Here is a 26,119-nt window from a genome sequence, read left to right as displayed (position 1 = left end):
TGTTATCGGTAGAAACACTGTAGTTAATTACTTAACCACTCATCAAATTCTTAAACTGTGGAGGCGCGACCCGGAGTCGAACCGAGATCGACGGATTTGCAATCCGCAGCATAGCCATTCTGCCATCGCGCCATATTAAATTGGAGCGACATATCGGGTTCGAACCGATGACCTATACCTTGGCAAGGTATCGCTCTACCAACTGAGCTAATGTCGCATTTCAATTTAACTTGTAATCAAGTTCTTGCTTAGTTCGCTTCCCCTTGACTACGGAATGGCATTCTACCGATTTACTCTGCATAGTCAATCGAGAAAAATGCTTTTTATAACTGTTTGACGTTAAAAGCATCAAAGATAACGTTTTTTGTTCTCATTGATCGTTAGTTGCACAATATCAATGCCCTGCCTTGTTATTGGATGCTTATAAATAATACAAAAAATGAAAATGTTTAGCTTAGTAACGATACACATCGTCAAGTAATGACTAAGCCTTAGTCAACTAGTATTAAATAGTTTGCTTTGGTTAAGTGGAATGTCTTCAATGGCCCATGACACTTTTTTTGAACAACTAGCTCCAATGGCCGGAATTTATGGGACTGGCATTAATAGTGTTGGCTATTGAGCCGTGAAGACAAGTTAGCGCTTTCAAATTATTTAGAGGCAGATTTAAGTGTTTGAAGGCGTTCTATGAGCTTGTGTAACTAACAGAGCGCGCTAATGAAACCAGAGCTAACCTATAAATAAAAAACGCCTCTATGAAAGAGGCGTTTTTCTCGGTATTAACTCTATTCAGGCTTAGCCAAGTGGCAATGACTGGTAGTTAAGACCTAGCATTTTTTGCATCACGCCGACTACCTGGCAGCTATAACCAAATTCGTTGTCATACCAAACATAAAGAATAGTACGGTTACCATCAGCAATAGTTGCTTGAGAATCAACAACACCTGCATAGCGAGAACCAACCAAATCACTAGATACAATCTCAGTAGATTCAGTGAAATCGATTTGATTTTGCAACTCAGACTGCAGCGCCATATCTTTTAAATATTCATTCATTTCATGCTTATTCGTTTCACCATTAAGGTTCAGACTAATAATTGCCATTGAAACGTTTGGTGTAGGAACACGAATTGCGTTACCTGTTAACTTACCTTCAAGCACTGGTAAGGCTTTAGAAACAGCTTTAGCAGCACCTGTTTCAGTAATTACCATATTCAAAGGTGCACTGCGACCGCGACGATCAGCTGAATGGTAGTTATCGATAAGGTTTTGGTCATTTGTGTAGGAGTGAATAGTCTCAACGTGACCATTTACAATGCCATATTTATCATTAACTGCTTTAAGCACAGGTGTAATGGCGTTAGTCGTACAGCTTGCTGCAGATACAATCGTATCTTCATCAAGTATGTCAGACTCGTTAACACCATAAACGATGTTCTTAATTGCCCCTTTTGCTGGAGCTGTTAATAGAACTTTGGTCGCGCCCTTTGATTTAAGGTGCAAACCAAGCCCTGCTTCATCTTTCCAAATACCCGTATTATCTACCACTAGTGCGTTAGATATACCGTACTTTGTGTAATCAACTTCATCTGGAGAGTTTGCGTAGATGACCTGAATATAAGTGCCGTTAGCAATGATTGCATTGTTTTCTTCGTCAACTTCAACAGAACCATTAAATGGTCCATGTACAGAGTCGCGACGAAGTAGGCTTGCGCGTTTTTCAAGGTCGCCTTTACGGCCACCACGAAGGACGATAGCACGGAGTCTAAGCTTGTTGCTCACACCCGTTCTTTCAATTAATAAACGAGCGAGTAGGCGTCCGATACGGCCAAAACCGTAAAGCACAACATCTCTTGCTTCTTCTGTATCTTCTTGTGTGATAGCTGCTGACAATTCGCTGCTCATGTAAGCTTCGATTTGGCTAGCATCTTTGTATTCACGCCAGTAATTAACAGCCAATTTCCCGATATCGACTTTGCACTGTTTTACCGCTAACTTGCTTAAAGCTTCGATAAATGGAAAGCTTTCACGTAGTCTTAGTTTTTCACCGACATGACGGCGCACTAAGCGATGTGATTTAATGATTTCAATGGTAGAAGCGTTCAGTAGTGGTTTACCGTATACGACAACCTCTACACCTGGTTACGATATAATTTACCAAGTAAAGGCTGCATAGCCTCGGCCATTTCGAAACGTTCTTGCCAGCTTTGTAGGTGTTTATCAGCGCTCATTAACAGATCCTTTATCTCACTTTTCTGATTTTCTATCAGAAATGTTTGAGTAACAAAAAGAAAAGACCAATAATCTAGGTTATGTAGGGTGTCTTTCCCCGTTTGGTCGGCGCTATTGTAATGAAAACTGGCCTTTCAGGCTAGTCAGATATTTTATATAACGATGTAATTTAATTAGATAAAAATGCGCGTGGAGCCTATTTTGAGTAGAAAATTTGTAATGTTTACATCACTTCTAGGAATTACGGCCTTTTTTGGACTATTTGGCTGCGAACCAACCTCAAATACCCAGAAGATATGTAACAAAAATCCTGAACTTTGTTCAGATCTACATAAAGATAGTTGGTGTAGGTTCGAAAAAGGCGACCTAATTCGTAACCGGTACCAGTTAAAGATGACTGAAGCACCAAAGGGTGAACAGATCTTCGACCAATTATTGTACTTAGAAGATTACAACAAGTGCATTGAACTTGCTGCTGGAGTGCAGCATATTTTGCATCCTGAGCGCACCAACGATCGTGCTCGAGCTTTTGGCTTAAGTTCCCAGACATTGGCTCAACTACAAGAAACAACCAAAAACAGCCAAGACCCACACTTAGCTTATTATCATTGGTCTAGGTTTAACGATATAGAAGCTGGAAAAGTACTATTCGACGCTGAGAAGAATGGATTAATTAAAGATATTAGGCTCAAAGCGCAACTTGCGGCTCATTACCTTAAGATCGACCCGAATAAATCAAAGCAATTGTATGCAGCAACATTATCTGGCGCCGACAAAGACTCATTTGATCCAGACTGGTTGTTAGCTTTAGCTACCATTTATAGAAATGAAAATCGTCCAGAGATGCATTATTTGTTATCAAGAACAAATATCATCATGACAGATGCTAATTTTGTAGAGGAACAGATGTTAGCAATGCTCCAAGGGAATAAGATATTGCAAGAAAAGTTAGATAAAGAAGCTGAAAATTTGGCTAATGTACTAGAATCTGGAATGTATGCGCAAAGTAAGCTAAAAATAGTCTTGGAGCAAGATTTAGACCAAGCAGTTAACTAAAAAGGTTCGTGTAATTTGTATTCGGCAATATGTTTGCCAACTTACAAACATTTTCTTCATTTAGCTGAAAAATAACCTAATACGCGATCCATGTAAAAAAATTACCTAAATTGTTAAGGGAATCGCGCCTATTTGGTCGATATTGCTTGACGGTAGCTGTCAGTTTGGTAATTTTACTACCAGATTCTATTTAAACTTTTACCTGAGGGATATGAGATGACTATCCGAGTTGCAATTAACGGCTATGGCCGTATCGGCCGCAATGTTCTACGTGCTTTATATGAAAGCGAAAAGAACTACCCTATCAAAATTGTTGCGTTAAATGATCTAGGCGACGCTTCAATCAACGCTCACCTAACAAAGTATGACTCTGTTCATGGTCGCTTCAATGCAAAAGTAGAGCACGCTGACGATGCTATTTTTGTTAATGAAGATAAGATCCTTACATTCCAGGAGCGCGACCCATCGAAACTTCCGTGGGATGAACTTAACGTTGACGTTGTTTTCGAGTGTACCGGTATATTCACTTCTAAAGAGTCTGTTCAACCGCACCTAACAGCAGGCGCAAAGAAAGTTATTATCTCTGCACCAGGCAAGAATGTTGATGCAACGGTTGTTTACGGTGTTAACAATGACGAAATTACTGGCGACATGACGGTGATTTCTAATGCTTCTTGTACTACCAACTGCCTAGCACCATTTGCTAAGCCGTTAAATGATGAGATTGGCATTGAATCAGGTCTAATGACAACAATTCATGCTTACACGAACGATCAACGTTTATCTGATGTTTACCATACTGATTTGCGCCGCGCTCGTGCTGCTGCAATGTCAATGATCCCAACACGCACCGGCGCAGCTGCTGCAGTAGGTCTAGTTGTGCCTGAACTTGCTGGTAAGTTTGACGGTTTAGCTGTACGTGTACCTACAGTCAACGTATCGCTGGTCGATCTATCATTCGTAGCAGCTCGCGACACAACTGTCGAAGAGATTAACGCTATCATTGAAAAAGCAGCTTCTGTAGCGCCACTGAGTGAAGTGTTAGCTGTAAACCATGAGCCTTTGGTTTCTATCGACTTTAACCATAACCCTTACTCATCTAACTTTGACGCGACTCAAACCCGCGTTAATGGCCGTCTAGTTAAAGTTATGGCTTGGTATGACAACGAATGGGGTTTCAGCAACCGCATGCTAGATAACGCTGTTGCGTTAATGTCTGCAAAGTAAATTCGCTAATACCTTAATATATAAAAGCCCAGCAATGCTGGGCTTTTTTGTATCTAGTTATAAAGCAGTCTGGAGCACTATTAAACAAGGTAGTGCCATTCACAGTATTTGTAGTTGGCCATAATGCCAGCTGACGTAGAGGCTCGGAAAGAGATAAAATAACTGTGTTATTAAAAATAAGTTAACACAATATGGCTAGATAAAGAGTAAATATCGCTGCGTCTTATTAGCGGTTGTTGGTCTTTCGTGCTTAGTTTTTGTTCGAATCCAATTATTTTAGCATGAGACTTAGCTGGTTAAGCAAAAAGCTCGTAACGCATTCTAATCATAAAAGAATAAAACATTGAAACCAACCCGAAGGGACGCACTCCTTGAACCATCGGATTAGTGTTTTGATCCCACATTAGGATTCATGCAAAGGTAGTCGTCTATCATTTCAATATTTTGGTCAATATAACCCAATAATATTTTTTGTTCTACTTCACCTAGTTCAGCATTCAAAATCGCTCTATGTAGTTCAAGCGCTTCAGATTTGTGACTTAATAATGTCATTGAAGAGATAAGATTACTCTCTAGACATCGCTTGAGTAATGCTCGTTGTGTAAGCTTAATTGATGTTTGGACCGAATCAAATAAAACAGATAATTTTTCATCAATGATAATCTGCGCAGCAAGACCTGCATGTTGCCTGTTTAGTTGTCTACTTGAATACATCTAACACCTCCCTAAAATAGGACTGTCCAATATCGATGGAAGTCACTTTCTATAAGAGATTATATTTCTTGTTAGCTGTACCTAGGCTTAATCAGTCAAGTGTGATTAACGGCATGTATCTACGTTATTATTTTAGCTTCGCTTTATACGAACCACTTTGAACACATCAATTTCAAAACCCGCTATGCCTTCTGTTGCGCTATAGTATGTCATATTGACTCGTGCCCCTTTTAAACACTTATATTTTTTGCGGCGTTTGAACTTAAAAGGGGTATCGCAATCTTCTATCATGACGGTATGCAGTACCCAGTCTTCTTTCTCTCGTTGAACATGAGATAAAACGGAAACGTTTTCAGAGTGAACGAGTTGCTGGTGTTGATTTAGCATCTTGTCTACAGGTGTTTTCACGTACTTCGTCCTAATAAAAAAATCAGTCTATAAAGGTAGCACAACCAGCGAGAACTGTATTGAGATCACTAAAGAAATCGATCTCTTAACCATCCATAATGGTAATAGCCCCACTGACCTACCCGTCTTAGTTGTGGTAAAGGAAATTTAGGCAGTGGCAGTTGATAAAGTGGTAAAGCTGGAACTTGCTTTCCCGCAATTTGTTCGGCTAGTCTAAACGCCGCTTGTGAGCTGAACGAGACGCCAGAACCACAGTACCCTATACTGTAACCTACACCGTTTGAGGCATATACATGTGGCATATCGTCCAGAGCTGCAGCAATCCAACCCGTCCAATTATACGCAACAGCCTTTTGCTGTAATGGTGGAAAACACTTATCAAGCGCAAATTTCAATCGTTTTTGATAAATAGGCTTGTTTGCATCTTTGCCCTGTATTGCCCCTCTACCACCAAAAAGTAGTCTGTTGTCTGGCAACAAGCGATAATAATATTTTAGTATTCGGGTATCCATTGTCACTTGATGAGTATTGAGGCCACAGCTAAGCAACTCTTGTTCTGATAATGGCTCGGTAACAATCACATTGCTGAGTATAGGTAAGTAACGATTATCAATATTTGAACTGAACGACTTTGGTGTGTAGGCATTTCCTGCTGTGATGACCTTATTGGCCCGGATTTCACCCCTAGAGGTTATTAGGCGGTGTTGATTACCTTCAGTAAGCCAGTCGGTCACGCAGGTGTTTTCATATAGATCAACACTCTTTCCTTGCAGTATTGATTTATAACCAAGCAATAGTTTTAACGGGTTCACACCAAAGCCATCAGCTAATCTTAGCGCGCCAAAGGCTTGTTGATGGTTCATAAACTCAGTTTTAAAACGGTTAGCCGTTATAAACTCCGCATCTTCTCCAAGTTCTCTCCTTATAAACCCCGCTGCGCTCTGCAGTTGCTCTAATGCTTTTTTATTATGCGCTACTTTTAAATAACCTTTTTGTTGCGGTTCGCAATCGATATTAAATTCGTTGATCAGGCCATCAACTCGAGATACCGCTTCACTAAACTCATGATAAATCCCCTTTGCAGTATCGAGATCCCATCTCGCTGCCATCTGCTTATAGCCCAGTCTTCCTGACCCCTTTAATACAAAACCTGCATTTCTTGCTGATGCACCAAAGCCAATTTGGTTGGCTTCTAATACACAGACATCAATGTTGTGTTCAGTTGCCAAATAATAAGCACTCAACAACCCAGTATAGCCACCGCCTATTACAGCAACATCAACACTTCGATTACCAGACAATACTGGGCTAGCTTGTCCAAGCGAGGTGGTGCTTGCCCAGTATGAACGACAAGGTGCTAAGTTTGCAGGACTGCTGTTATAAAGGGGATCAAAAAGTTCACTATTCATAAAAAGCTAATTCAGTTAGTTAAAAGTCAGTAACATTTCACTTGCGGTACATCTACAGTTTGAACCGCAGATCACGCAAATATAATCGGGGTGCTCACTTGTATTGTTCCAACGGTTAGGATGCTCTTTAATAAGCTTGCCACCCGCTTTACTGAAATAACGAACAGCTGAATTATTTGGGCTTTGTTTCCATAGATGGCTAATACCCGCTTGAGCGCCCTGCTGCTTTAACGCTGCCACAGAAGATTGCAACAGTAATCCGCCTAAGCCTTTACCTCTAGCCTCTTCTGCAACTGTGTTGCATTTAAAATAGCCAACATATTCAGTTGCTACCGACCATTTGCTTGGCGTGCACCATTTATCTATATCCCATTGTTCGGCGGCATAGGTTAGCCGAAACCCAAGTAATTTGTCTGCTTCCAATGCCACAAAGCAGCTATTAATCCCGTTCTTGTAACCCTTTTCAACAATCATCGACAAAGAACTATGGTCTAAATAACCCTCCCCATGAACAAGGTTACCTAACTCAATCACTTCATCGAAGTAAGCATCTGTAATTTCAATAATCATATTTTATTATTTTTATCCTATTAAGGTTAGTCGGCACAATAGCATACCCATAACCAAATCCTGAATTGATAAAAACCGATGGGGTCATTTTTTTAAAACTGTTAGTGCAATAGAAGTTTTACTAACGACTAAGCGTTCGATGGCTTTTATTGGTCTTTGTCAGTAAAGTTAAACTAATATTTTTTAGCCCACTGTGCTGCTAAGTTTGTACTTTTATGTTCAATTCTATTATGTTATCAGCTTAAAACTTTAGTAATAAAACAAAAAAATGATAGTGAACAGGGATAAGTTAAGTGTTTAAAAATAAGCTTTTACCACCGGCTTTCAGTCTGGCGCGTTATATTATAAACATCAATAACCGAGTATATGATGGTTTACTTGCTTTTGTTGGTAAGCTTAGCTTTGTTCAAAAACTTTATCTTTTTGCGTTTATTTTATTATGTTTTAACAAAAGTTTAGCCATTGTCGCAGCGATCACCGTCGTTGGTTTGCTCGCTGAATTCTGGCCACTATTTACGCGGGTTTGGCACTCTCTAGCAGGTAAAGCAGTACTGCTACTATTCTATGCCGTCATCGCTAACTTTGCGTTAGCAGGGGCCGCCTCCGTAGTGAATGAGGTCGTTGGTGTCTCTTCGAGTCACTTTAGCTATACACATAACTTCGCCATTTTGCTTTACTTACCCGCATGGACATTGGCAATCAGCATTATCGCGCTGCTAGTTTTACAGGTTTTTGTTCCCTTTTACTTATTTACTCTATTGTTACTAAAACCCTTCGGTATCGACGGATTTAATCTTACTAATTTACAACATTATCAAAAATGGACGATGTTTTTTCGCCTCGTTCTATCCAGTATTTTGCTGTATCACTTAGCACTTCTAAGCGATGTAGATTCAGTTATAGAAGAAAATCTTGATAATCCAAAATTGCTAAGTATCCAAAGCCCAGCTGCTGAGCAATCTGAACTTAAAAAAGTTATTCAAATCTCTGTTGATGAGCTAGAGCAGGCAAAAAAAGACCAGGAGATCACTAATAGTAAAAAACCAAAGGAGAACTCAGATAACTCAACGTTAAACACTTTGGAGCAGGAAATAACGACGAGTGTCAATAAATCAAAGCAGCTACGGGCGCTCTACGCTCAAAAAACACGGGAATTCATTGCTCATTTTGCTTATCAGCTAGAAGCTGATGGCAAGTCGCGCTGCGCTATCTCTAATAACGCTCATATTGTTGAACTAAATGATTATGAAATTCTAGAGATTAGTCCCGATATGTCTAAGCCATACGGATATCATTTTGAGGTAAAGGTTTGTCAGTCGCCAGCGTTCCCGCTTTAACCACTGTCAAAAAACATTAAATTGTAACCCTTTGTTAACCTTCGGGATAATAGGGCCGATATAAATGCTAACTAATGACCTTGCGGCGATACAATCTACCGCAACAGTTGATATCAATGCTCATTTTCACACTAAGTTAAACGTATAGCGCTAGATTATATTATTGTAAACCAGCAATCATTAGTAATAACATGATTAACTTGATGTATCAGGTCTATTGTATAATTTCTTGAAACTACTAATAAATAATAAGCAATGGCGCAATGTTATTGTGATAATAAGAGATGTATCCAGTGAATAAAAATAAGAACTCAACACTAATACTGTGCGCAGTAATTACTGGTTTAGCTTTGCCAGTACAAGCATCAGTGATAAAGCAATCAAAAGGTGATTTTGAAGATAAGTTCCGTCAGTTAGATGTGGATTTGCCAACGCCAAACGCATATCGCAATGCAGCGGGAGAACCTGGGCACCAATATTGGCAACAGCAAGTAGATTATCAAATTAAGGCATCTCTAAATGAAGATAAAAGGCGTCTTAAAGCTGAGCAAACCGTTACTTACACTAACAACTCTCCCGATACCCTCAAATACCTTTGGCTTCAGTTAGATCAGAACTACTATAAAGCAGACTCTATCGCCACTCGGACTCGCACTTTCTCAAGTCCATCAGAACTAGCTAGCAGCGTTAATGGTAAGCCGACTAAAATCAGTTTAAAAACATTACGTGGCCAACAGTTTTTAGCAGACAATGAAGTCGGATATGAAATAGGTGAAGTGACAGTCAACGGCACTCCTCTTCGGGTAACTATTGTTGGTACAAATATGAGAATCGATCTTCTCGAACCACTGAAGCCCGGAAAAGAAGTAGAATTCGAATTCAATTATACTTTTAACATTACCGAACAAAAAGCCGTTGGTGGTCGCAGTGGTTACGAGCATTTCCCTGACGATAAACGCGATGGCGGCAACGACATATTTCAGCTTGCGCAGTGGTTTCCTAGATTACACGCATACACAGATTATGAGGCTTGGACAAATAAAGCCTTTTTAGGCAGTGGTGAATTCACCTTGGAGTTTGGTGACTACGACGTTGAATTAACTGTACCAGCCGATCATATTGTCGCGGCAACGGGTGAATTGGCCAATGCCAGTTCGGTATTAAACAAAACCCAGCGCAAGCGTTTTGAAACAGCCAAAACAAGCAAAAGACCAGTTTTCATCGTGACCGAAGCTGAAGCTTTAGAAAATGAATTAACAGCAACAACTAACACCAAAACATGGCATTTTGAAGCTGAAAATGTGCGTGATTTTGCCTGGGCTTCCTCTAGAAAATTTATGTGGGATGCTAAAGGTTACCAACAGCAGTCTTCTGAACGCCCTTTAGTCATGGCGATGTCTTTTTATCCAAAGGAAGGTGGTGATCTTTGGAAAAAATATTCTACAGAATCCATCATTCATACCATGGAAGTATATTCAAAGTATTCTTTTGATTACCCATACCCAACTGCTCAATCTATTAATGGACCTGTAGGTGGGATGGAATATCCAATGATCACCTTCAACGGACCTCGCACCGTATTACAAGAAGATGGTAGTCGAACTTATACATTATCTGAGAAGCGTTTCCTGATAGGGGTTGTAATCCATGAGATTAGCCACATTTACTTTCCGATGATAGTCAACTCAGACGAAAGGCAGTGGACATGGATGGACGAAGGGCTAAATAGCTTTTTAGACTCCGTAGCAAAAAGAGAATGGGAAACTGAATCTCATTGGGCAAGAGAGCCGCGCGACATCGTTGAATATATGAAATCGACAGTACAGGTTCCCGTTATGACTCAGTCTGATAGCGTATTGAAACTAGGCCCTAATGCTTACACCAAGCCCGCAGTAGCTCTAGATATTTTACGAGAAGTTGTCCTTGGGCGAGAGCTTTTTGATTTTGCATTTAAAGAGTATGCCACTCGTTGGAAGTATAAGCGCCCTACTCCATCCGACTTTTTTAGAACAATGGAAGAAGCTTCAGGTGTCGATCTTGATTGGTTTTGGAGAGGCTGGTTTTACAGCACGGATCATGTTGATATTTCAATCGACAAAATCTACAAACTTAGAATGAATACAAAAAATCCAGATATTGATTTTGCTCGTGAACGCCAAATAGAGCAAGATAAGCCGACCCCTATCGCAATAGATAGAAACAAAGAGGAAGGCCTCAAAACCTGGATAGATCTCAACCCAGATGTGACTGATTTTTACGAATCTAACGATGAATATACTGTTACTAATAAAGAGAGAAATAAATACAATAAATTTATTAAGAAGTTAGAGCCGTGGGAACGTGACGTAATAAAAAGAGCGATTAAAGAAGATAAAAACTATTACGTGCTTGAATTTTCAAACCTCGGCGGACTTGTGATGCCGATCTTGCTGCAAATGACTTATGAAGATGGCAGTGTAGAAGCACTAAACATTCCTGCAGAGATCTGGCGCAGAAACCCAAAATCAGTCAATAAACTCATCGTGTCTGACAAAATTCTAAAAGAAGTTGAAATCGATCCAAGCTGGCAAACAGCGGATGTTGATTTGAACAACAACTACTTCCCGCGCAGGATTATTCCATCAAGAATTGAAGCCTATAAAAAAGAGAAAAGTAAGGCAAAAGTGAAACGCGACATTATGCAGGATATTAAAACAGAACTTAATACTGACGAAGATGAAGAATCTAATTCAGGTAAGGCTGGCTAAGACATGAGATTGAAGTTAATCATCGCAGTTTTTATTGGGTTAACCTGCCATTCAGTATTCGCACATCAGCAAAAGATGGCTACCACTACCGTTAGTTTTAACCATAGAGTTGCTAATATAGAAGTGATGCACAAGTTTTATCTTCACGATGCTGAGCATGCAGTAAAGGAGCTTTTTGCTCCCAGTGCAGATATTTTAAACAGTAAAGCCACCCAAAACAGCTTCGCAGAATATGTACAAGCACAGTTTGCAATAGAAACTGATGATTCTAAAAAGCTACCACTTAAGTTTGTTGGATTAGAGCTTGATGGTAAGTACATTTGGGTCTACCAAGAAACGGCTATACCAAACCAGGTCACTGAACTCTCCATTTCTAACGGAGCGCTACAAGAACTATGGCCATCACAGTTAAATTTGGTCAATATTGAGGGTAAAGGCAAGTTACAATCTTTGCTATTCAACGATAGCGATCAATGGCTTAACGTATCATTGCTTGAATAGCATATTAAAGGGCTAACTCAATTAAGAGTTAGCCCTTTTGTTAACTAGCTGCAAATTAGATTTAATTCAGCACCACATAGCCACGATTTACCATACAGTTTTTAACTACATTTTGTTGTTCTGCTTCAAATTTTTCTGCATCATTGCGCCTACTTCTACCATTAGAAAGCACACCGAGTCCTAGCCCGATCGCTGCACCTTGTTTGGCACCGTCAGTCCCTGAGCCACCGGCGATTGCTTTACCCGCAGAACCAATAGCAGCTCCTTTGGCAGCACTACCAACTGCGCTACTACTCGTATCTTTTTTCTGAACCTGGGTAGATAATTCAGTACATTGGTGCAGATCATAGATATAATCTTTTTCATCCACTCCGGTTTTATCAACAATAATATTTGCTGTAACATTTGATGAAACCAGCAATAAAATAATCATGAGCATGCTTTTATTCATAGGGCGCACCTTCGCTGTTCTAATTCAATAATTGACAAGTACGCTAACAGAATGCAATAACACATCACATTCGTAAAAGTACCAGTATTATCAATTATGGTACAAAGGCTTAAATTAGGTTTTTAAATTGACAAAAAACGTAGCGCAACTCGAAAAAAAACTGGCTGCTCTTTTGGGAACAACTGAATTTATAAAAATTGAAACAATCCAATCGCTTTGGTCAGGCTATGGAGAAATTGGTCGCTACGAAAATAAAGATAAGTCCAATCCCTTTTATGGGCGCTTTATTGTAAAACACATCTCGCCCCCGACTAGCCAACAACACCCACGAGGATGGAATGGAGCACTAGCACATCAACGAAAGCTAACCTCCTATAATGTTGAAGCGGAGTTTTACCAACACTGGGCGAATAGTATAAAACCAACTTGTGCGCTTCCTCAATTTATTGCCCAAGAAAACCTCGATGATACGTGTCCAAATTCGCGAATAATTGTTATGTCTGATTTAGATACTGAGGGATATCCAATAAGACTTTCAAATGCATCACTTAGTGTAGCTGGTACTTGTTTACAATGGCTGGCGAGATTTCATGCGCTTAATTTGCAGGCTAAAGTTACCGAGGATTGGCCTAAAAACTTATGGTCGATTGGCACTTATTGGTACTTGGGCACACGCCTTACTGAGTATAATGCGATGGAGGAAAATGAGCTTAAACGCTCAGCAGTTCTTCTCGATGCTAAGCTAAATAATGGTAAGTTTAAGACCTTAGTCCATGGTGATGCGAAAATCGCAAACTTCTGTTTTTCAGCCGATTTATCTAAGGTCGCTGCCGTAGATTTTCAATATGTAGGCGCGGGATGCGGCATGAAAGACGTCATTTATTTTCTAGGTAGTTGTCTTGATAATGCAACTCTTGAACAAAATTTTGATGATTTAATCGATGTTTATTTTAGTGCCCTAAAGGCAAGTTTAGCAGAGATAAACAGCAAACATAGTTTTAAAGAAGTTGAGCAAGAATGGCGTGGTTTAATTAATATCGCTTGGGCCGATTTTGAACGGTTTCTCGCGGGTTGGGCACCAGACCATACTAAACGTACTCTCTTTAGCCACAAACTAACCCAAATCGCTATAACACAAATAACAAAAGTATGACCTTTAGCAACAGATTAAACTAGCTGATGCAAAACTGATTAATAACAATCTGTATGAAGATTTTATTGCTCTGAGGCGGGGTTAGTTTGATAGACCCGTGAGTAGCACAACTTCGTATACAGAAGCCACAAAGGAATGTAATGTCGCAAACTTTATAATCCTATACTCTGATGCGGTAACGCGCTGCTCCTTCCAATAAATTCTCACATTCGTGAGACCAAGATTAAAAAGTCGATATTACAATAGTTTACTCCAAAATTAACAAACCTAGTATTTTTTTGGTTATTTTATATGCATTTTAATTTGGTTTAAATTAAACCAAATTAATTGACAGTATATTGTATGCAAACTAGTTTTAGCGCGACCCAAATGTTAAATATTTGTAAAAATAAGTATTACCAGATACCCACAAACGACATTTGAGGACAAACAATAGTCAATAAATATAACCGGAGGATACGATGAGAGACCCCTCATCTAACATAGCAAAAACGCTTTTTGCTAGTTTGTTACTTTTTAGCCATACCGTGTATGCCGAGGAGATCGCAGACATGTGCTCAACTCAGGGCGCATCGACTTCAATAACTGATGGACAGCCTATTTGCGTTAGTAATAATGGAACCGCCTATTTGAGTTTGGCTGGTGCAAACGCCCATAATAGCATCGCAATTACCACCGCTCATGGTAGTGGTGATTTAAGTTTATATGTCGGTCAAGGTAATTGGCCAAGTACAGCTACAAATAGTAACGCTAGTAAGTCACTAAATTCTGGTACTAATAGCGAATGCGTTATTATCAATAATCCGAGCCAATATTGGTTAATGATAGCAATTACGGGTAGCCGAACTGGCGCATCCTTATCTGTAGATTATGGCGCATCGTCTTGTAGAACTTCTAGTGGTAACGGTGGTGGTAATACTGGATATGTAACAGCACCAAATAATCTAACTGCGGTCGCCGCTGCAAATTCAGTCAATTTAACTTGGAGTGATAATTCAAACAACGAAGATAGTTTTGTAATCCAGCGCTCAGCGCCAGGCGCCTCTTGGGCTACTATTGCAACACTTACGGCGAATACTACCCGTTATACCGACACCGGTGTAAGTGCAAATTCAACCTACTATTACACTATGCACGCAAAAAATAGCACTAATCAGTCAGGTTGGAGTCGAACTATAACCGCCATTACAAACGACTCAACGACCACGCCCCCAGATCCTGATCCTGATCCAACACCAAATCCAGGCAGTTTAGCCGATGTTTGTGCAACCGAAACTGAAACAACAGTCACGTCATTAACTGATGGTGTCCCTGTTTGTGTGCCTGGAGCATCGCAAGGCTTTGGTTTTAGTGTTTCAACATTTAATCAGAATGTCAGCAGCATAGCATTTAGTACTCAGCATGGCTTAGGTAACTTAACTTTAGCAGCCAGCGCTAATGGCTGGCCGAAGGCGGGTGACGATAGTATTCGCTCATCAAGTGTGGGTAATACAGAGTGTGTAGTGCTAACTCAACCCAAAAATGGTTGGAATAATGTTCGCTTAGAAGGATTGTTCAAAGGTGTTAGCCTAGTCGCCGACTTTAACGCCACGAGTTGTAGAGTAACACCGGGAGCAGCAGACCCAGGTAATGACGGTTACGACTACAATGGTGTTCATGTTTTGGTTTATCCGTTCCGTTTTCCTGACCAAGATTTGGAATTTACTACCGCTCAAATTAATGCAGAAATGCAGAAAACTAAAGAGTACTTTACTGAACAATCTTACGGTAATTTCAACTTTACCTGGGAAATTAAACCAAAAATAACCATGCCAAATAATCACAATTACTACAATAGTGATAAAACGAAGTGGAACCCCGATTATAAAGAGCAATTAGTTAATGCTGGCACAGATCCAAATTTCCCAGGTGAAGGTACTATCATTATGGTAACGGCTCCGCCAATTGGAACCGAATCTACATACTTTATTAACTCACAGGCTGGCCCGCCTTTGATGGAAATTTATACCTACAAAGCGGGAACAATTGCACATGAAACTGGACATGCGTTAGGGTTGCATCACTCTATGTCAATAGAGGGTGGCAATAGTACCTTAAATGGTAATAGCAATGATAAAGTGACTAACTATGGAAATGTGTTTGGGTTAATGGGAATGGGAGCACATTCACTTGAAGAAATGAACTTGATGTATAAAGCGTATTTCAACAATTGGATAGATGCTGCAGATGTACCTACAGTGACTCAATCAGGGACTTATCGTATATATTCCTTTAACCATGGCACCGCATCAGGACATAATGCACCAGGTAATATCGGCCTAAAAATTAAATCGGGAGACGGAGATAAGACCTACTGGGTAGAGTATCGCACGATGCAGAAAAGCGAGATAAACACTAACCCTGATAATCAACTGAGAACACCGTTACTGCAAAATGGCATTCTAATCAATTTACAAAATTATATGGATGAAAATGCAGCGCCTTGGTATAACCATAACTCACTATTGTTAGATTCAACGCCGAATTCGCGCAGTTCAAATTGGGCACTAGAAGATTTCAACGATTCACCTTTACAGATAAATCAAACCTTTACCGATCCTTGGAATGGTTTTTCTATCTACCCTGTCGATAAAGGTGGAACCTTAGGAACTGCAGATGCTTGGATAGAAGTGCAAGTTACCATTTTCTAATTGGTAAGAGCGTTATTTGTAAATCTAACTTATTAAAATTTATTACTACCTGTGTTCAAAACGCTATGACATACGTCATAGCGTTTTCTGTTTATGGCAAAGTCGTATTATGACAATGAGGTCAGCTCAATGCCAGCATCCCCTTTTCAAATGTAACCCTGTTAACTATCAGCTAACTCAAACTTATGCTCTACATTGGTCTCAATATGTTCAACCTCACTCAGCAGAAAATCTAACGCTTGATCAAAACTGTCTAGTTGCTTTAATGACATAAATGCTTTGAGTCTATAAACAAGGTCATTGCTTAACTCTATGTGGGATTTTTTCTTACGCTTTTTGATCTGGGCCAGTTCCTTTCGCACCATACGCCATCCGTAGTCGCTAAAATATTGGTTTAAAAATAGATTCAGCTGCTCTAATTCCACACTGAAATCCATTTTTTGTTTTCGCTTTCGAGTCACTAAGGAAAGTAATTTGGATATTTCTAGGAATTGTGATTCTGAACCTGCGCTACTTTCAAACCAAGCTAATCTTTTTAAAATTTGTTCTTTAGGGATGAGTCTAAAGATTAGTGGTAATGCTAAAACAAGTTCACTTTGTTGAAGCAGTAACAGTTTACGGCCCTTTATCGGTTTATTGCCATGGTATTGCCACTCTTGCTTTGTATCATCCATCATATTAATCACTCATTTTATAAGAATGGTTAAACCATTTTAATAAGTAGAATATTAAATTAGTGACGGTTAAACAAGTGTTTATTGCTTGCCTTTGTCATAAACTTAAAATGGTATAACCATAGTAATGTTTTACCGAGTCCGTTGATAGTTATGGCCTAAGTCAGGCAATCTAGTGAACAATACAGTTATAGTGTTATACGGGCTAACGCCTTTATTCCTATAGCTTTTACAGTTCATTATTCCCGCTAAATCTACTTATTGTGATCGTATTTGTTTGTAACTTAACCACTACCAGTGATAATGACGATTATCACTGGTAGCTACGCTAATAAATAGATAAACTATCCTGCCTATATTGGTGCTAAATCCATAAATTAACGATATATAAAGAGGTAAGTTAGGAAATGAGTCGAAAGCATATTAGCCCCATTTCCAATAAAGTATCGAGCACTAGCAGTAACAATGACTTTTACCAAGAAGCTGAACTACCAATTTCGATGCTTAATGATTTTGAAAGTGCAGCCAAAGAAACCCGTTATGAAATTTCTAACAACACTCGGCGAGTCTATCGTTCAAGCTTTGGCATTTTTAAAGCTTATTGTGACGCTCATGGGCGTAGCTCAATCCCAGCCGATCCAAGAACTGTCATTTCATTTATCGGTCATCAAAAAGATTTTTATCAAGCGAAGAGTGGCCACCAGCTATCGACTCAAACTATCAATAGTCGATTAGCCGCAATTCGTTTTTATCATATTCAATCAGGTACACCATCTCCAACTGAGCATCCTTTAGTGACTCGAGTTATGCGCGGACTTATGCGTAATCACACTCGAATAGTTTCAGACTACGATCAACAACCGATCATGTATGAAGAATTAGAAATATTAATTCAAGCAATTGAAAACCAAAGTCAGCCTCTGACCCAAAAACGTGATAAAGCAATTATCCTGTTAGGTTTTCAAGGAGGATTTAGGCGGTCCGAATTAGCGAATATAAAAGTCAATCATTTAAGTTTTTTAAGAGACAAGCTCAAAGTTCGGCTGCCCTACTCTAAAAGTAATCAGCAAGGTCAAAGGGAGTGGAAAGTGCTACCTAAAGGTGAAACATTTTCTGCTTATGAACCTATAAAAGACTGGCTCAATGCGGCAAAAATAAAAGAAGGTCACTTATTTAGATCACTAACTAGAGATGGAAGATATATTAGAGACTATCAAGTACTAGATGCTAACTCAGGTAAAGGTTTCTTACGCGGTGATGACATTTACCAATTGATAAAACGCTACTGTAATAAGGCTGATTTAGATCCTAAGTTTTATGGCGCTCACAGTTTAAGAAGCGGTTGTGTTACACAACTACATGAAAACAATAAAGATCACCTTTACATCATGGGGCGTACTGGCCATACCGATCCAAGATCGTTAAATCATTATTTGAAACCTAATGATTAGCAACTTATCAAGTATTATTATTGTTGAATACAGAAAGCTATTATTATCTTAAATAGAAGGGGCACTCTAACAAGAGTGCCCCTTTATAATTTATCAAACTATACTTTTACAATATATAATGTATTTAGTCTTTATAGATCACTGTTGTAGATTCAAATGGTAACGATTCTAAAACAACTTTTTCTTCAGCATAATCTATGAACGAAAGTGCATCTGTATTACAGATATCAGTGCCATTATCATCACAACTAGGTGCACTATCAGCGTATACAACGCTATAAGTATTCTCGGTTGAATTATAGGTTAAGTGATCAACTTTATAAGCTTTATAACCCGTTGAAGTTTTAACAAGATCAACTCGGTCCGTTGCTTGCAATTGAGCATCACCTAATGCATTCCATCCATCATTACCACTAGCATTATAGTTATTAACTATGACTACGTAGTCGGTGGCACTACTAATTGGTTCCCAACGAGGCTCTGTTTCTGTTCCAGTATTGATGTCAATAGAACTAATGTTGCCACTGGTATTCTTAACCTCTTCAGTAAAGGTATAACGCATACCGCCTACATAAGGGAATTTACCGGCATGGCTACCGACTGGAAGTGTCGCATCAATCGTTGAAGTTAATAGCTCAGTTAATACCTCACCATTGATCGTCAACACTGATAGATAATTAGAAAATGGCAGTAGTTCTAGGCTTGCATGCCCTTCCCTAAATTCGCCCGATGCAATGTCAGTCCGTACACCACCAGCACCGACTAAACCGATCTGCACCTTCTTACCGATTACAGAGTTAACATCAGTTTGATTTGCCCAATAGACCATACCTTCCGCAATTAATGGCGCTACATCAGAACCGTGTTTGTCTGTTCCTCCGTCACCAGGGCGGCGCTCATGATTTATCTCCTGTGGAGCATTTGCCACTACTTCACCGTATGCTTCTTCTAGTGCAGGTTTATAGGTAGCATCAATATGAACACGCATATCGTTATTTTCTTCGACATCATCGATAAGTACGTTTTCATCAATGAAGCTTGCTACTTTTTCGTGATCGGCGCCAGTAAGCAGATCACTTTCTTCACGTTTACCATCATTGTAAAACTCTTCGTTGGTCAGCAGTGTGTTTTGGCCTGCACAAGACAAAAGCTCACCTTCACTGTCAAACTTTACATCTACCTTACCAATAGCTTGTGCATATTGTCCTGCTTGGACAATACATGTTTGCCCTACTTCATCTTTCTGTTTTACCAGCTGAGCATATACACCATTATCACCATGACCTAAGTCAGTAAAATCGCCCAATAATGTATGAGAATGACCACCAACAATAACATCTATGTCAGTAGTACCTTCAGCCAATGCGATATCTCGCGCATTACCAATATGAGATAACACTACAATTTTATTTACGCCTTGGGCTTTCAGTGCGTTAACTGTTACTTGGGTGAAGGCGATTTCATTTTCAAATTTAACGTCACCAGTACCCGTTGCAATAGTGGGCATATCTTCTAAAACAACACCAATAACAGCAACGATTTGCTCATTGTCATTAGCTTCAGTCACTTCACTAATAGTACGTTTTGTAGCACCATCAAATGCAAATAGCTGATAAGGTTTTAGGTTTGTAGAGCCACTCAATGCAGAGTCTAAACCTGCATCCATGTTGTTAGCTAGTAGCGGGAAGTTAACGCTATCGATAAAGCTAGCAAGTTTACTCGTATCTAAATCAAACTCGTGATTACCCAATGCCATTGCATCTAATCCCATTTGGGAAAGTAAATCTGCGTTTGCCGTACCTTCGTTTAGTTTAAAGTACGCGGTGCCCTGCCATGCATCACCACCATGTAAAAATAGTAACGGCTGGCTAGTCTCTTCTTTAATCTCATTTGCTGCTTCAAGTAGTCTTGGATATCCACCAAATTCATTAAAGACAACCTCGCCATCTTTCCCCATTGTAAAGCTAGATTTCACTGGATCAAAGTTTGAGTGAGTATCATTGATATGAGCAATAGTGAGGTTAAACCCTTTATCCCCCTGGTTTGTATCATCATCGTTTGAACAAGCAGATAACGCCGCTAGTAAGGCTACTGCTATAACTGTTTTTTGTAGTTTCATTTTATTTTCTTCTTTATATAGGACCCGCCGACAAAATAGCAGAAGTCCATATGAGAAACCACTCTAGTTAACGCCCTGTAAAATCAACATATACAACAAGTTAGCTACATACTGTAGGGCTTCAATAGTTGCAATAAGTATAAAGAGCTAGCAATTAAATACCTTTGGGAATATAAGAGCTGACAATCGCAGAAGTTGATTCATTTAGTCGATTAACTCGAGGCTTTGAAGTGTTAAAAACCGTCCGGCTGTTGAGGTATTGTTTTGAGAGGTGCTGTAGTAGGTTGCTTATTTGTGAGCGATAAAATGACAACTAAATCCAAACACTGGTGTAAATGTTAAATAAAAAAGCCAGCATTTAAGCTGGCTTTATTCGAAACGTTTTACTTTAGAATTGCTTAAGGTAAGTGGCTACACTTGCTTGTTCACGTTGCTTTAGACTTACGCAATTACGAACGCTCTCATCTAACTTGGCCAGCGTGCGTTTAAACTCTGGATTAGCCTTCAACTTAGGCGCAAAAAACTTATCGGTCGTTTCAAGTGAGCTTAACTCACAGCCCGAACCGGTATAATACGGAATGTTTGCTACCGCAAATGGAGGCAGTTTTTGTTTTATCGTTGAGTAATTAGCATAAACCCAATTTCTAAAGCGTAATCGGCGCGCTTCAGTATATGACTGCCCAGACAAAACATATCTCAAATCTGGAGCATTGATCTTATCTGTCAGTGAATAAGCTAACATATCATCTTGCAGTTTCTCTGTAGGAGCATAACCTAAGGCGCTCATTAAACGAGTACGTTTTTGTGGATCTTTAGTCTTCTCAAACTCACTCTTTACGAGATTTAGCAACTGCTCATCACCGTAAAACACTGCCACGGTAAGATAAGTACCGATAAGGTATGGGTCTACTTTATTGTTTCCTGCAATATACGCCTTAGCTTGCTTAGTCGCTGTTGCAATAATGTCTTTGTCTTTCGCTTCAAACGCCAATAAGTTGATCAAAGTAGGACGAAGCTTACTAATTGCGGTTTTTTCATTGGCTTTTGCTTCTACGCCGTATTTTTCAATAGCACTACTCGCACGCTGAGAGATAAAGTTTGCCCACTGTGCTTTGTTGCTTTCATCAATAAATGTACGTTTTTGAGACTGAAGATAGCCTAATGCAGTAGAAACTATCTCTGGATGTTGGTCGTCAATGAACTCACCAAGGATATTAAGCAACTCGCCACCAGAAACGAAACCTGCATCAAGTAATGCGTCTGCAGATGAGATTAATGCTTTACGCTCTCGTGGTGTTAACTGTGTTTTAGCATTGGCGAGTAGAGATTGCATCTGCGCTTCTTCTAATAACCAGCGATAGTAACCCATTGCATCTGAATCTGGGTAAATCCAATCTGGTGCGAAAGCTAGCGCTACAGTCTGGCTCTCTTTCGTTAGCAAAACCGTTTTGTGTTCAACCTTGTCACCTTTACCAAACTTGATAGAAACAGGCACTGTCCAAGTCTGGTCTTTAGCCTCTGTTCCAGCGGTAACAAATCGGCTTTGTGTTAGTGTTAGCTTATTGTCTTTAAGATCGACTTTTATTAAAGGATAAGAAGACTGCTCAATGAAAGTGCCTAATACAGCACCGACATCCTTACCAGAAGATTTTGAAAGCGCATTCCATAAATCGTCCGCTTGAGTATTCTCAAAAGCATGATCTTTAATGTACTGACGAATACCAGCTTTAAACTCTTGCTCACCAATATAGTTTTCCACCATATCAAGTACAGCTTCACCCTTACTATAAGCTAGGCCTAAACCATCCATTATGTCTGCTTCAGTTTTAATAGGCTTACGGATAGGTTTTGTCGAAACCCTTGCATCCATAGCCATCACATAGTTTTTTGAAAGAGAAAGGTCAGATTCAAACTCAGGGTGAATTTGATGGGTAATTTTTGCTGCCATCCAGCTAGCAAATGCTTCGTTCAACCAGAGATCATTCCACCATTGCATGGTAACTAAGTTGCCATACCATTGGTGTGCTAGCTCATGAGCGATGATCGATACTGCTCGCTCTTTACTATTTTGGCTGGCATTTTTTTCATCGATTAGCAGAATGTCTTCTCTGTAGGTCACTAGGCCTGCATTTTCCATTGCACCGAAAGGAAACTCAGGCACCGCAACAGTATCTAGCTTTTCATAAGGGTAATCAACACCAAAATAATCTTCCAAAGCCGACAATACCTCTGGCATTTTCTTAGCAGCGTATTGGGCTAACTCAATTTTCCCTTTAGTCGTAATCACTCGACCTGGAACTTTCATACCTTTGACTTCTATTTCTTCAAATTGCCCTATAGCAAATGCAACAAGGTAAGACGACAAAGGTTTAGTTTGTTTAAAAACATGAGTGGTTAAACCATTCTCTTCTTTAACGGATAGCTCCGGAGTGTTGCTATAAACTTTTTCAGTGCTCGGTGCTGTAATAGTCACTTGATACGGGATTTTATAGCCTGGCTCATCAAAGCTTGGAAAGGCTCGGCGTGCATCACTCATTTCAAACTGAGTAAATAGGTAGGGGTGCCCACCATCAATAGTCTTATAAAGACCAACTGATTGCCTATTATAGGGCGCTGTGAAATCCATGGAAAGATGGTATTTACCAGGTTCAATGACATGCTTACAATCAAACAAAACAACACCAGTGTCTTGCATTGTTGCAGCCATTTGGCAGTCTTTGGCACCTGCTAACAAAATATTGCTGGCGGTATATGCTAAACCGTTTAACTGCAGTTGCTGAGTAGGCTCTTTAACAATGAGTTCTATTGAGGTGCTACCTGAAAAATTGTCTTTTTGCGGGTCTAAATTAAGCTTCACCGACTGCGTGATAGGTTCGGCAACTTTACTTAATACGTATTCGTTAGAATAAGTATTAAAGCTAGTTACACAAGAAAGTGTGACCAAAGAGGCCGTGACGACTCTATACATGTAAATTCCTATTTTCTTGTTTTGCACTAAATCGAGCTTCCATGCTTTAGTCGGCATCGATTTTTGGCTAAGAGAGTAGCGATAATCACGTAAAACTGGCTAGAAGTTTTACAGGAAGTAACGCTTTACCCAGATAAGATAACAAATATTTAACAGCAGAGGGAGCGACAACATACTGTGAGCCAAAGCATGTTGTAACAATTCATGACTAGCACAAAGGGAGTTGTATAAAGTCATTCACTATTGATTAAGTTGAGAACAATTAATACTAAAAGGCCAAAATACAGGTTAAAAGGGGCATGGGCTGTAACCAAGCACTCTTACGCCCGTAACCGGATGATCGAACTCTAGCCTAGTAGCATGCAGCATCAGTCTTGATGCAAGCTGACGTGAATAAGCCGAGCCATAAAGATCACAACCTATTATAGGGTGGCCAATATACTGGCTATGGATCCTAAGTTGATGCGTTCTGCCTGTTTCAGGAGTCAATTCAACTCTTGTCACACTAACTTCATCAAGGGCTCTTTCCGCAGCCGAATTTGCACTTCCTAAATACTCTTTCGATAAAACCTGATAGAGCGAGCGCGCAGCTTTGCCCTCCAGCTCACATAGCTTCATCAATGGAAAATTAGGCTTATCTTTAGCGATTGCCGCACAAATCACGCCTTTATCTTCTTTGAGCTCACCGAGTAATATTGCCGTATAGCGTTTTAGCACGCTTCGTTCACTAAATTGACGACATAGTAACGCATTGATGTCCTTGTTAAGCGCGATAACCATTATTCCAGACGTACCGAAATCTAGCCGATGCACCAAAGAGCAGCCTGGAAACAGCTTAACTAAACGGTAATGTACAGAGTCAAGATTTGCTGGATTTTTACCTGATAATGACAGCAATCCAGATGGTTTGTTAATAAGAAGCATCACCTCATCTTGGTAGAGAATGGTTATCTCTTCATAACAAGGAGGCGCAATAAAATCATCAACCACTTGGGACATATGTGAAACCGTTTGTACAATAAAATAGGCAACAATCATACAGCATGCTTGGCGATTCAACGACTGAAGTTACAGTTTATCGGGTGAATAGTCATTACGATAACGGACTTTAACAATAACAAAAATATATATAAGGCCAACATTACAACTAGTCACAATGCTGAGTAAAAAGTCATTATTAGAAATGTAATCCCGAGATATTTTCAACCTAGATGCATAGCTATGCGGCAATCTGAATAAACCGACTTAGGGCCTTAAGTAAAAGATATGAAGAAAAGAGAATAAATAGCAAATTACTCAGTCGAAAGCGCTTCCCTGCGCCTTCTATGGGGTTAATTTATTTCCAGTGCTTTAGAAGTCTATTCTAAAGCCAATACTTGCAATGGTATCGTCAAAATCTGAATACTGTTTTACATCAAACTGACCAATTTCTGTGTGAATACGTGTCGATTTGCTCAAACGATACTCTGCGCCTATTGCCCACTGTGAAACTTCTGGAACATCGGTTGCGGCTTCGCCCAGAGCGTCATAAACTCGACCAGCGATTTTACCAGTACCTGAATCGTCATGACCATATTGCGCTTTTAGTAATAGCTTGTCGATTTGATATTTTGCGCTAATAATAAAGCCGTCGCCATCTCTTTGTTCCCAGTTAGTCTTGTTAGGGTTAACCAATTCAGAGCTTTGGTAGATAGTACCCAGCATTAAGTTACCCGCTTTATATTGAGCAACGGCTCGAACGCCTTTGATATCTTCTATGCCATCGTTATAGGCAGCAGCTAAGTACAAATTGCTACTCTTAAAGTGCTTATCACCATAAGTCACTGCCACTTGGTAATTGCCATTGTCGCGTCGAATGTCATCTTCAGCGTAATAGTTATCTTCCATAATATAGCTAGCGCCAAACTGTATATTGTTCCATTTTTGAGTTCTATATAGCAGTGAATCCCCCCAGCGCTTGTCGCCAGCAAACAAACGGTCATGTTTCATCGAGTACATATCCATGGCATCTGCTGTTCCTTTGACCATTTTGAATACAGGATCAATTCTACCAGCCGCTAGCTGTCCATAAGAACTGTGTTTTATCCCTAGGAACGTCGGGCGAGCAGAGAAAGGATTGCTGCCTTTATCTTGTGACGCACCATTAACCCCTACTTCAATCTGATAGAAAACACTAAAGTCTTGAGTCAGTGCAGCATCACCTTTAATCCCTAAACGACTCCAGTTATTTTCTAACACAGTGCCGCTCTTGCCATTGTGGGTAGCACTACCACTATCAGAATTGGTAATCGAATAATCTATGCTGCCATAGAATTTATATGCATCAGCCATTACGCTTGGTGAGGTTAGAACAGCAACGGCAACCAAAGCTATTTTCATTGTTTTCATCATTGTATCTCTTTACTTATTTAA

18 protein-coding genes, 2 tRNA genes and 1 pseudogene are annotated in these 26,119 nt (G+C 39.7%); 8 read left to right on the top strand and 13 right to left on the bottom strand.

Annotated elements, in window-relative coordinates; translation table 11 throughout:
- Positions 1 to 58 precede the first annotated feature (58 nt).
- From SWP_RS11420 to SWP_RS11410, 3 genes and pseudogenes are all read right to left on the bottom strand, one after another.
- Positions 59 to 132 (bottom strand) — tRNA-Cys (locus SWP_RS11420).
- A gap of 9 nt (positions 133 to 141) precedes the next feature.
- Positions 142 to 217, bottom strand: a tRNA-Gly gene (locus SWP_RS11415).
- 578 nt (positions 218 to 795) lie between these two features.
- Positions 796 to 2,231 (bottom strand): annotated as a pseudogene (locus SWP_RS11410) (glyceraldehyde-3-phosphate dehydrogenase).
- A 184-nt stretch (positions 2,232 to 2,415) separates the two neighbouring features.
- On the opposite strand from SWP_RS11410, the gene SWP_RS11405 reads away from it, so the two are divergent.
- Complete coding sequence (locus tag SWP_RS11405) at positions 2,416 to 3,288, top strand: DUF2989 domain-containing protein (RefSeq protein ID WP_338057173.1); 873 nt, start codon at positions 2,416 to 2,418, stop codon at positions 3,286 to 3,288.
- Positions 3,289 to 3,504: 216 nt separating this feature from the next.
- Complete coding sequence (gene gap / locus SWP_RS11400; RefSeq protein ID WP_020912629.1) at positions 3,505 to 4,515, top strand: type I glyceraldehyde-3-phosphate dehydrogenase; 1,011 nt, start codon at positions 3,505 to 3,507, stop codon at positions 4,513 to 4,515.
- Between the two features lie 384 nt (positions 4,516 to 4,899).
- On the opposite strand, the gene SWP_RS11395 is transcribed toward gap, so the two are convergent.
- The 4 genes from SWP_RS11395 to SWP_RS11380 all read right to left on the bottom strand — a co-directional run bounded on the left by SWP_RS11395 (position 4,900) and on the right by SWP_RS11380 (position 7,616).
- Entirely contained in the window at positions 4,900 to 5,229 is a 330-nt protein-coding gene (locus SWP_RS11395) for a hypothetical protein (RefSeq protein ID WP_020912628.1), read from the bottom strand.
- A gap of 132 nt (positions 5,230 to 5,361) precedes the next feature.
- Positions 5,362 to 5,637 carry a hypothetical protein gene (locus SWP_RS11390; RefSeq protein ID WP_020912627.1) on the bottom strand — a complete coding sequence of 92 codons (276 nt, stop codon included), beginning with the start codon at positions 5,635 to 5,637 and terminating at the stop codon, positions 5,362 to 5,364.
- A 68-nt stretch (positions 5,638 to 5,705) separates the two neighbouring features.
- On the bottom strand, positions 5,706 to 7,046 hold the full coding sequence (locus SWP_RS11385) for an NAD(P)/FAD-dependent oxidoreductase (RefSeq protein ID WP_020912626.1): 1,341 nt from the start codon (positions 7,044 to 7,046) through the stop codon (positions 5,706 to 5,708).
- Between the two features lie 15 nt (positions 7,047 to 7,061).
- Positions 7,062 to 7,616 carry a GNAT family N-acetyltransferase gene (locus SWP_RS11380; protein WP_020912625.1) on the bottom strand — a complete coding sequence of 185 codons (555 nt, stop codon included), beginning with the start codon at positions 7,614 to 7,616 and terminating at the stop codon, positions 7,062 to 7,064.
- A gap of 293 nt (positions 7,617 to 7,909) precedes the next feature.
- Here SWP_RS11380 and SWP_RS11375 point away from each other — a divergent pair, with 293 nt between their 5' ends.
- From SWP_RS11375 to SWP_RS11365, 3 genes are all read left to right on the top strand, one after another.
- Positions 7,910 to 8,953 carry a hypothetical protein gene (locus tag SWP_RS11375; RefSeq protein WP_020912624.1) on the top strand — a complete coding sequence of 348 codons (1,044 nt, stop codon included), beginning with the start codon at positions 7,910 to 7,912 and terminating at the stop codon, positions 8,951 to 8,953.
- Positions 8,954 to 9,246: 293 nt separating this feature from the next.
- Positions 9,247 to 11,700: a M1 family metallopeptidase gene (locus SWP_RS11370; RefSeq protein ID WP_228371130.1), complete on the top strand. Its 2,454-nt coding sequence runs from the start codon at positions 9,247 to 9,249 to the stop codon at positions 11,698 to 11,700.
- 3 nt (positions 11,701 to 11,703) lie between these two features.
- Positions 11,704 to 12,201: a DUF6702 family protein gene (locus tag SWP_RS11365; protein ID WP_044555864.1), complete on the top strand. Its 498-nt coding sequence runs from the start codon at positions 11,704 to 11,706 to the stop codon at positions 12,199 to 12,201.
- Between the two features lie 61 nt (positions 12,202 to 12,262).
- Here SWP_RS11365 and SWP_RS11360 read toward each other — a convergent pair whose 3' ends face one another.
- Positions 12,263 to 12,652 (bottom strand): glycine zipper family protein, encoded by a 390-nt coding sequence (locus tag SWP_RS11360; protein ID WP_020912621.1) that lies wholly within the window; start codon positions 12,650 to 12,652, stop codon positions 12,263 to 12,265.
- A 127-nt stretch (positions 12,653 to 12,779) separates the two neighbouring features.
- On the opposite strand from SWP_RS11360, the gene SWP_RS11355 reads away from it, so the two are divergent.
- Both SWP_RS11355 and SWP_RS23050 read left to right on the top strand, forming a co-directional pair.
- Positions 12,780 to 13,805, top strand: coding sequence for a phosphotransferase (locus SWP_RS11355; protein WP_020912620.1), 1,026 nt, complete (start codon positions 12,780 to 12,782; stop codon positions 13,803 to 13,805).
- 461 nt (positions 13,806 to 14,266) lie between these two features.
- A complete protein-coding gene (locus SWP_RS23050) occupies positions 14,267 to 16,495 on the top strand; it encodes a hypothetical protein (protein WP_048908465.1) in 2,229 nt (742 codons plus the stop codon).
- Positions 16,496 to 16,656: 161 nt separating this feature from the next.
- On the opposite strand, the gene SWP_RS11345 is transcribed toward SWP_RS23050, so the two are convergent.
- Positions 16,657 to 17,172 carry a hypothetical protein gene (locus SWP_RS11345; RefSeq protein ID WP_020912618.1) on the bottom strand — a complete coding sequence of 172 codons (516 nt, stop codon included), beginning with the start codon at positions 17,170 to 17,172 and terminating at the stop codon, positions 16,657 to 16,659.
- Positions 17,173 to 17,576: 404 nt separating this feature from the next.
- Here SWP_RS11345 and SWP_RS11340 point away from each other — a divergent pair, with 404 nt between their 5' ends.
- On the top strand, positions 17,577 to 18,620 hold the full coding sequence (locus SWP_RS11340) for a tyrosine-type recombinase/integrase (RefSeq protein ID WP_020912617.1): 1,044 nt from the start codon (positions 17,577 to 17,579) through the stop codon (positions 18,618 to 18,620).
- 124 nt (positions 18,621 to 18,744) lie between these two features.
- On the opposite strand, the gene SWP_RS11335 is transcribed toward SWP_RS11340, so the two are convergent.
- From SWP_RS11335 to SWP_RS11320, 4 genes are all read right to left on the bottom strand, one after another.
- Positions 18,745 to 20,739 (bottom strand): bifunctional metallophosphatase/5'-nucleotidase, encoded by a 1,995-nt coding sequence (locus tag SWP_RS11335; RefSeq protein ID WP_020912616.1) that lies wholly within the window; start codon positions 20,737 to 20,739, stop codon positions 18,745 to 18,747.
- A gap of 388 nt (positions 20,740 to 21,127) precedes the next feature.
- The gene (locus tag SWP_RS11330; protein ID WP_020912615.1) at positions 21,128 to 23,707 is read right to left on the bottom strand and encodes a M1 family metallopeptidase; all 2,580 of its coding nucleotides are present in this window, start codon (positions 23,705 to 23,707) and stop codon (positions 21,128 to 21,130) included.
- Between the two features lie 288 nt (positions 23,708 to 23,995).
- A complete protein-coding gene (locus tag SWP_RS11325; RefSeq protein WP_044555863.1) occupies positions 23,996 to 24,745 on the bottom strand; it encodes an RluA family pseudouridine synthase in 750 nt (249 codons plus the stop codon).
- A gap of 312 nt (positions 24,746 to 25,057) precedes the next feature.
- Positions 25,058 to 26,098: a porin gene (locus SWP_RS11320; protein ID WP_020912613.1), complete on the bottom strand. Its 1,041-nt coding sequence runs from the start codon at positions 26,096 to 26,098 to the stop codon at positions 25,058 to 25,060.
- Positions 26,099 to 26,119: the final 21 nt, after the last annotated feature.

This window comes from Shewanella piezotolerans WP3, assembly GCF_000014885.1.
Lineage (GTDB): Bacteria > Pseudomonadota > Gammaproteobacteria > Enterobacterales > Shewanellaceae > Shewanella > Shewanella piezotolerans.
The sequence above is the reverse complement of the archived record's forward strand: the minus strand, read 5'-3'. Positions and strand labels throughout refer to the sequence as shown.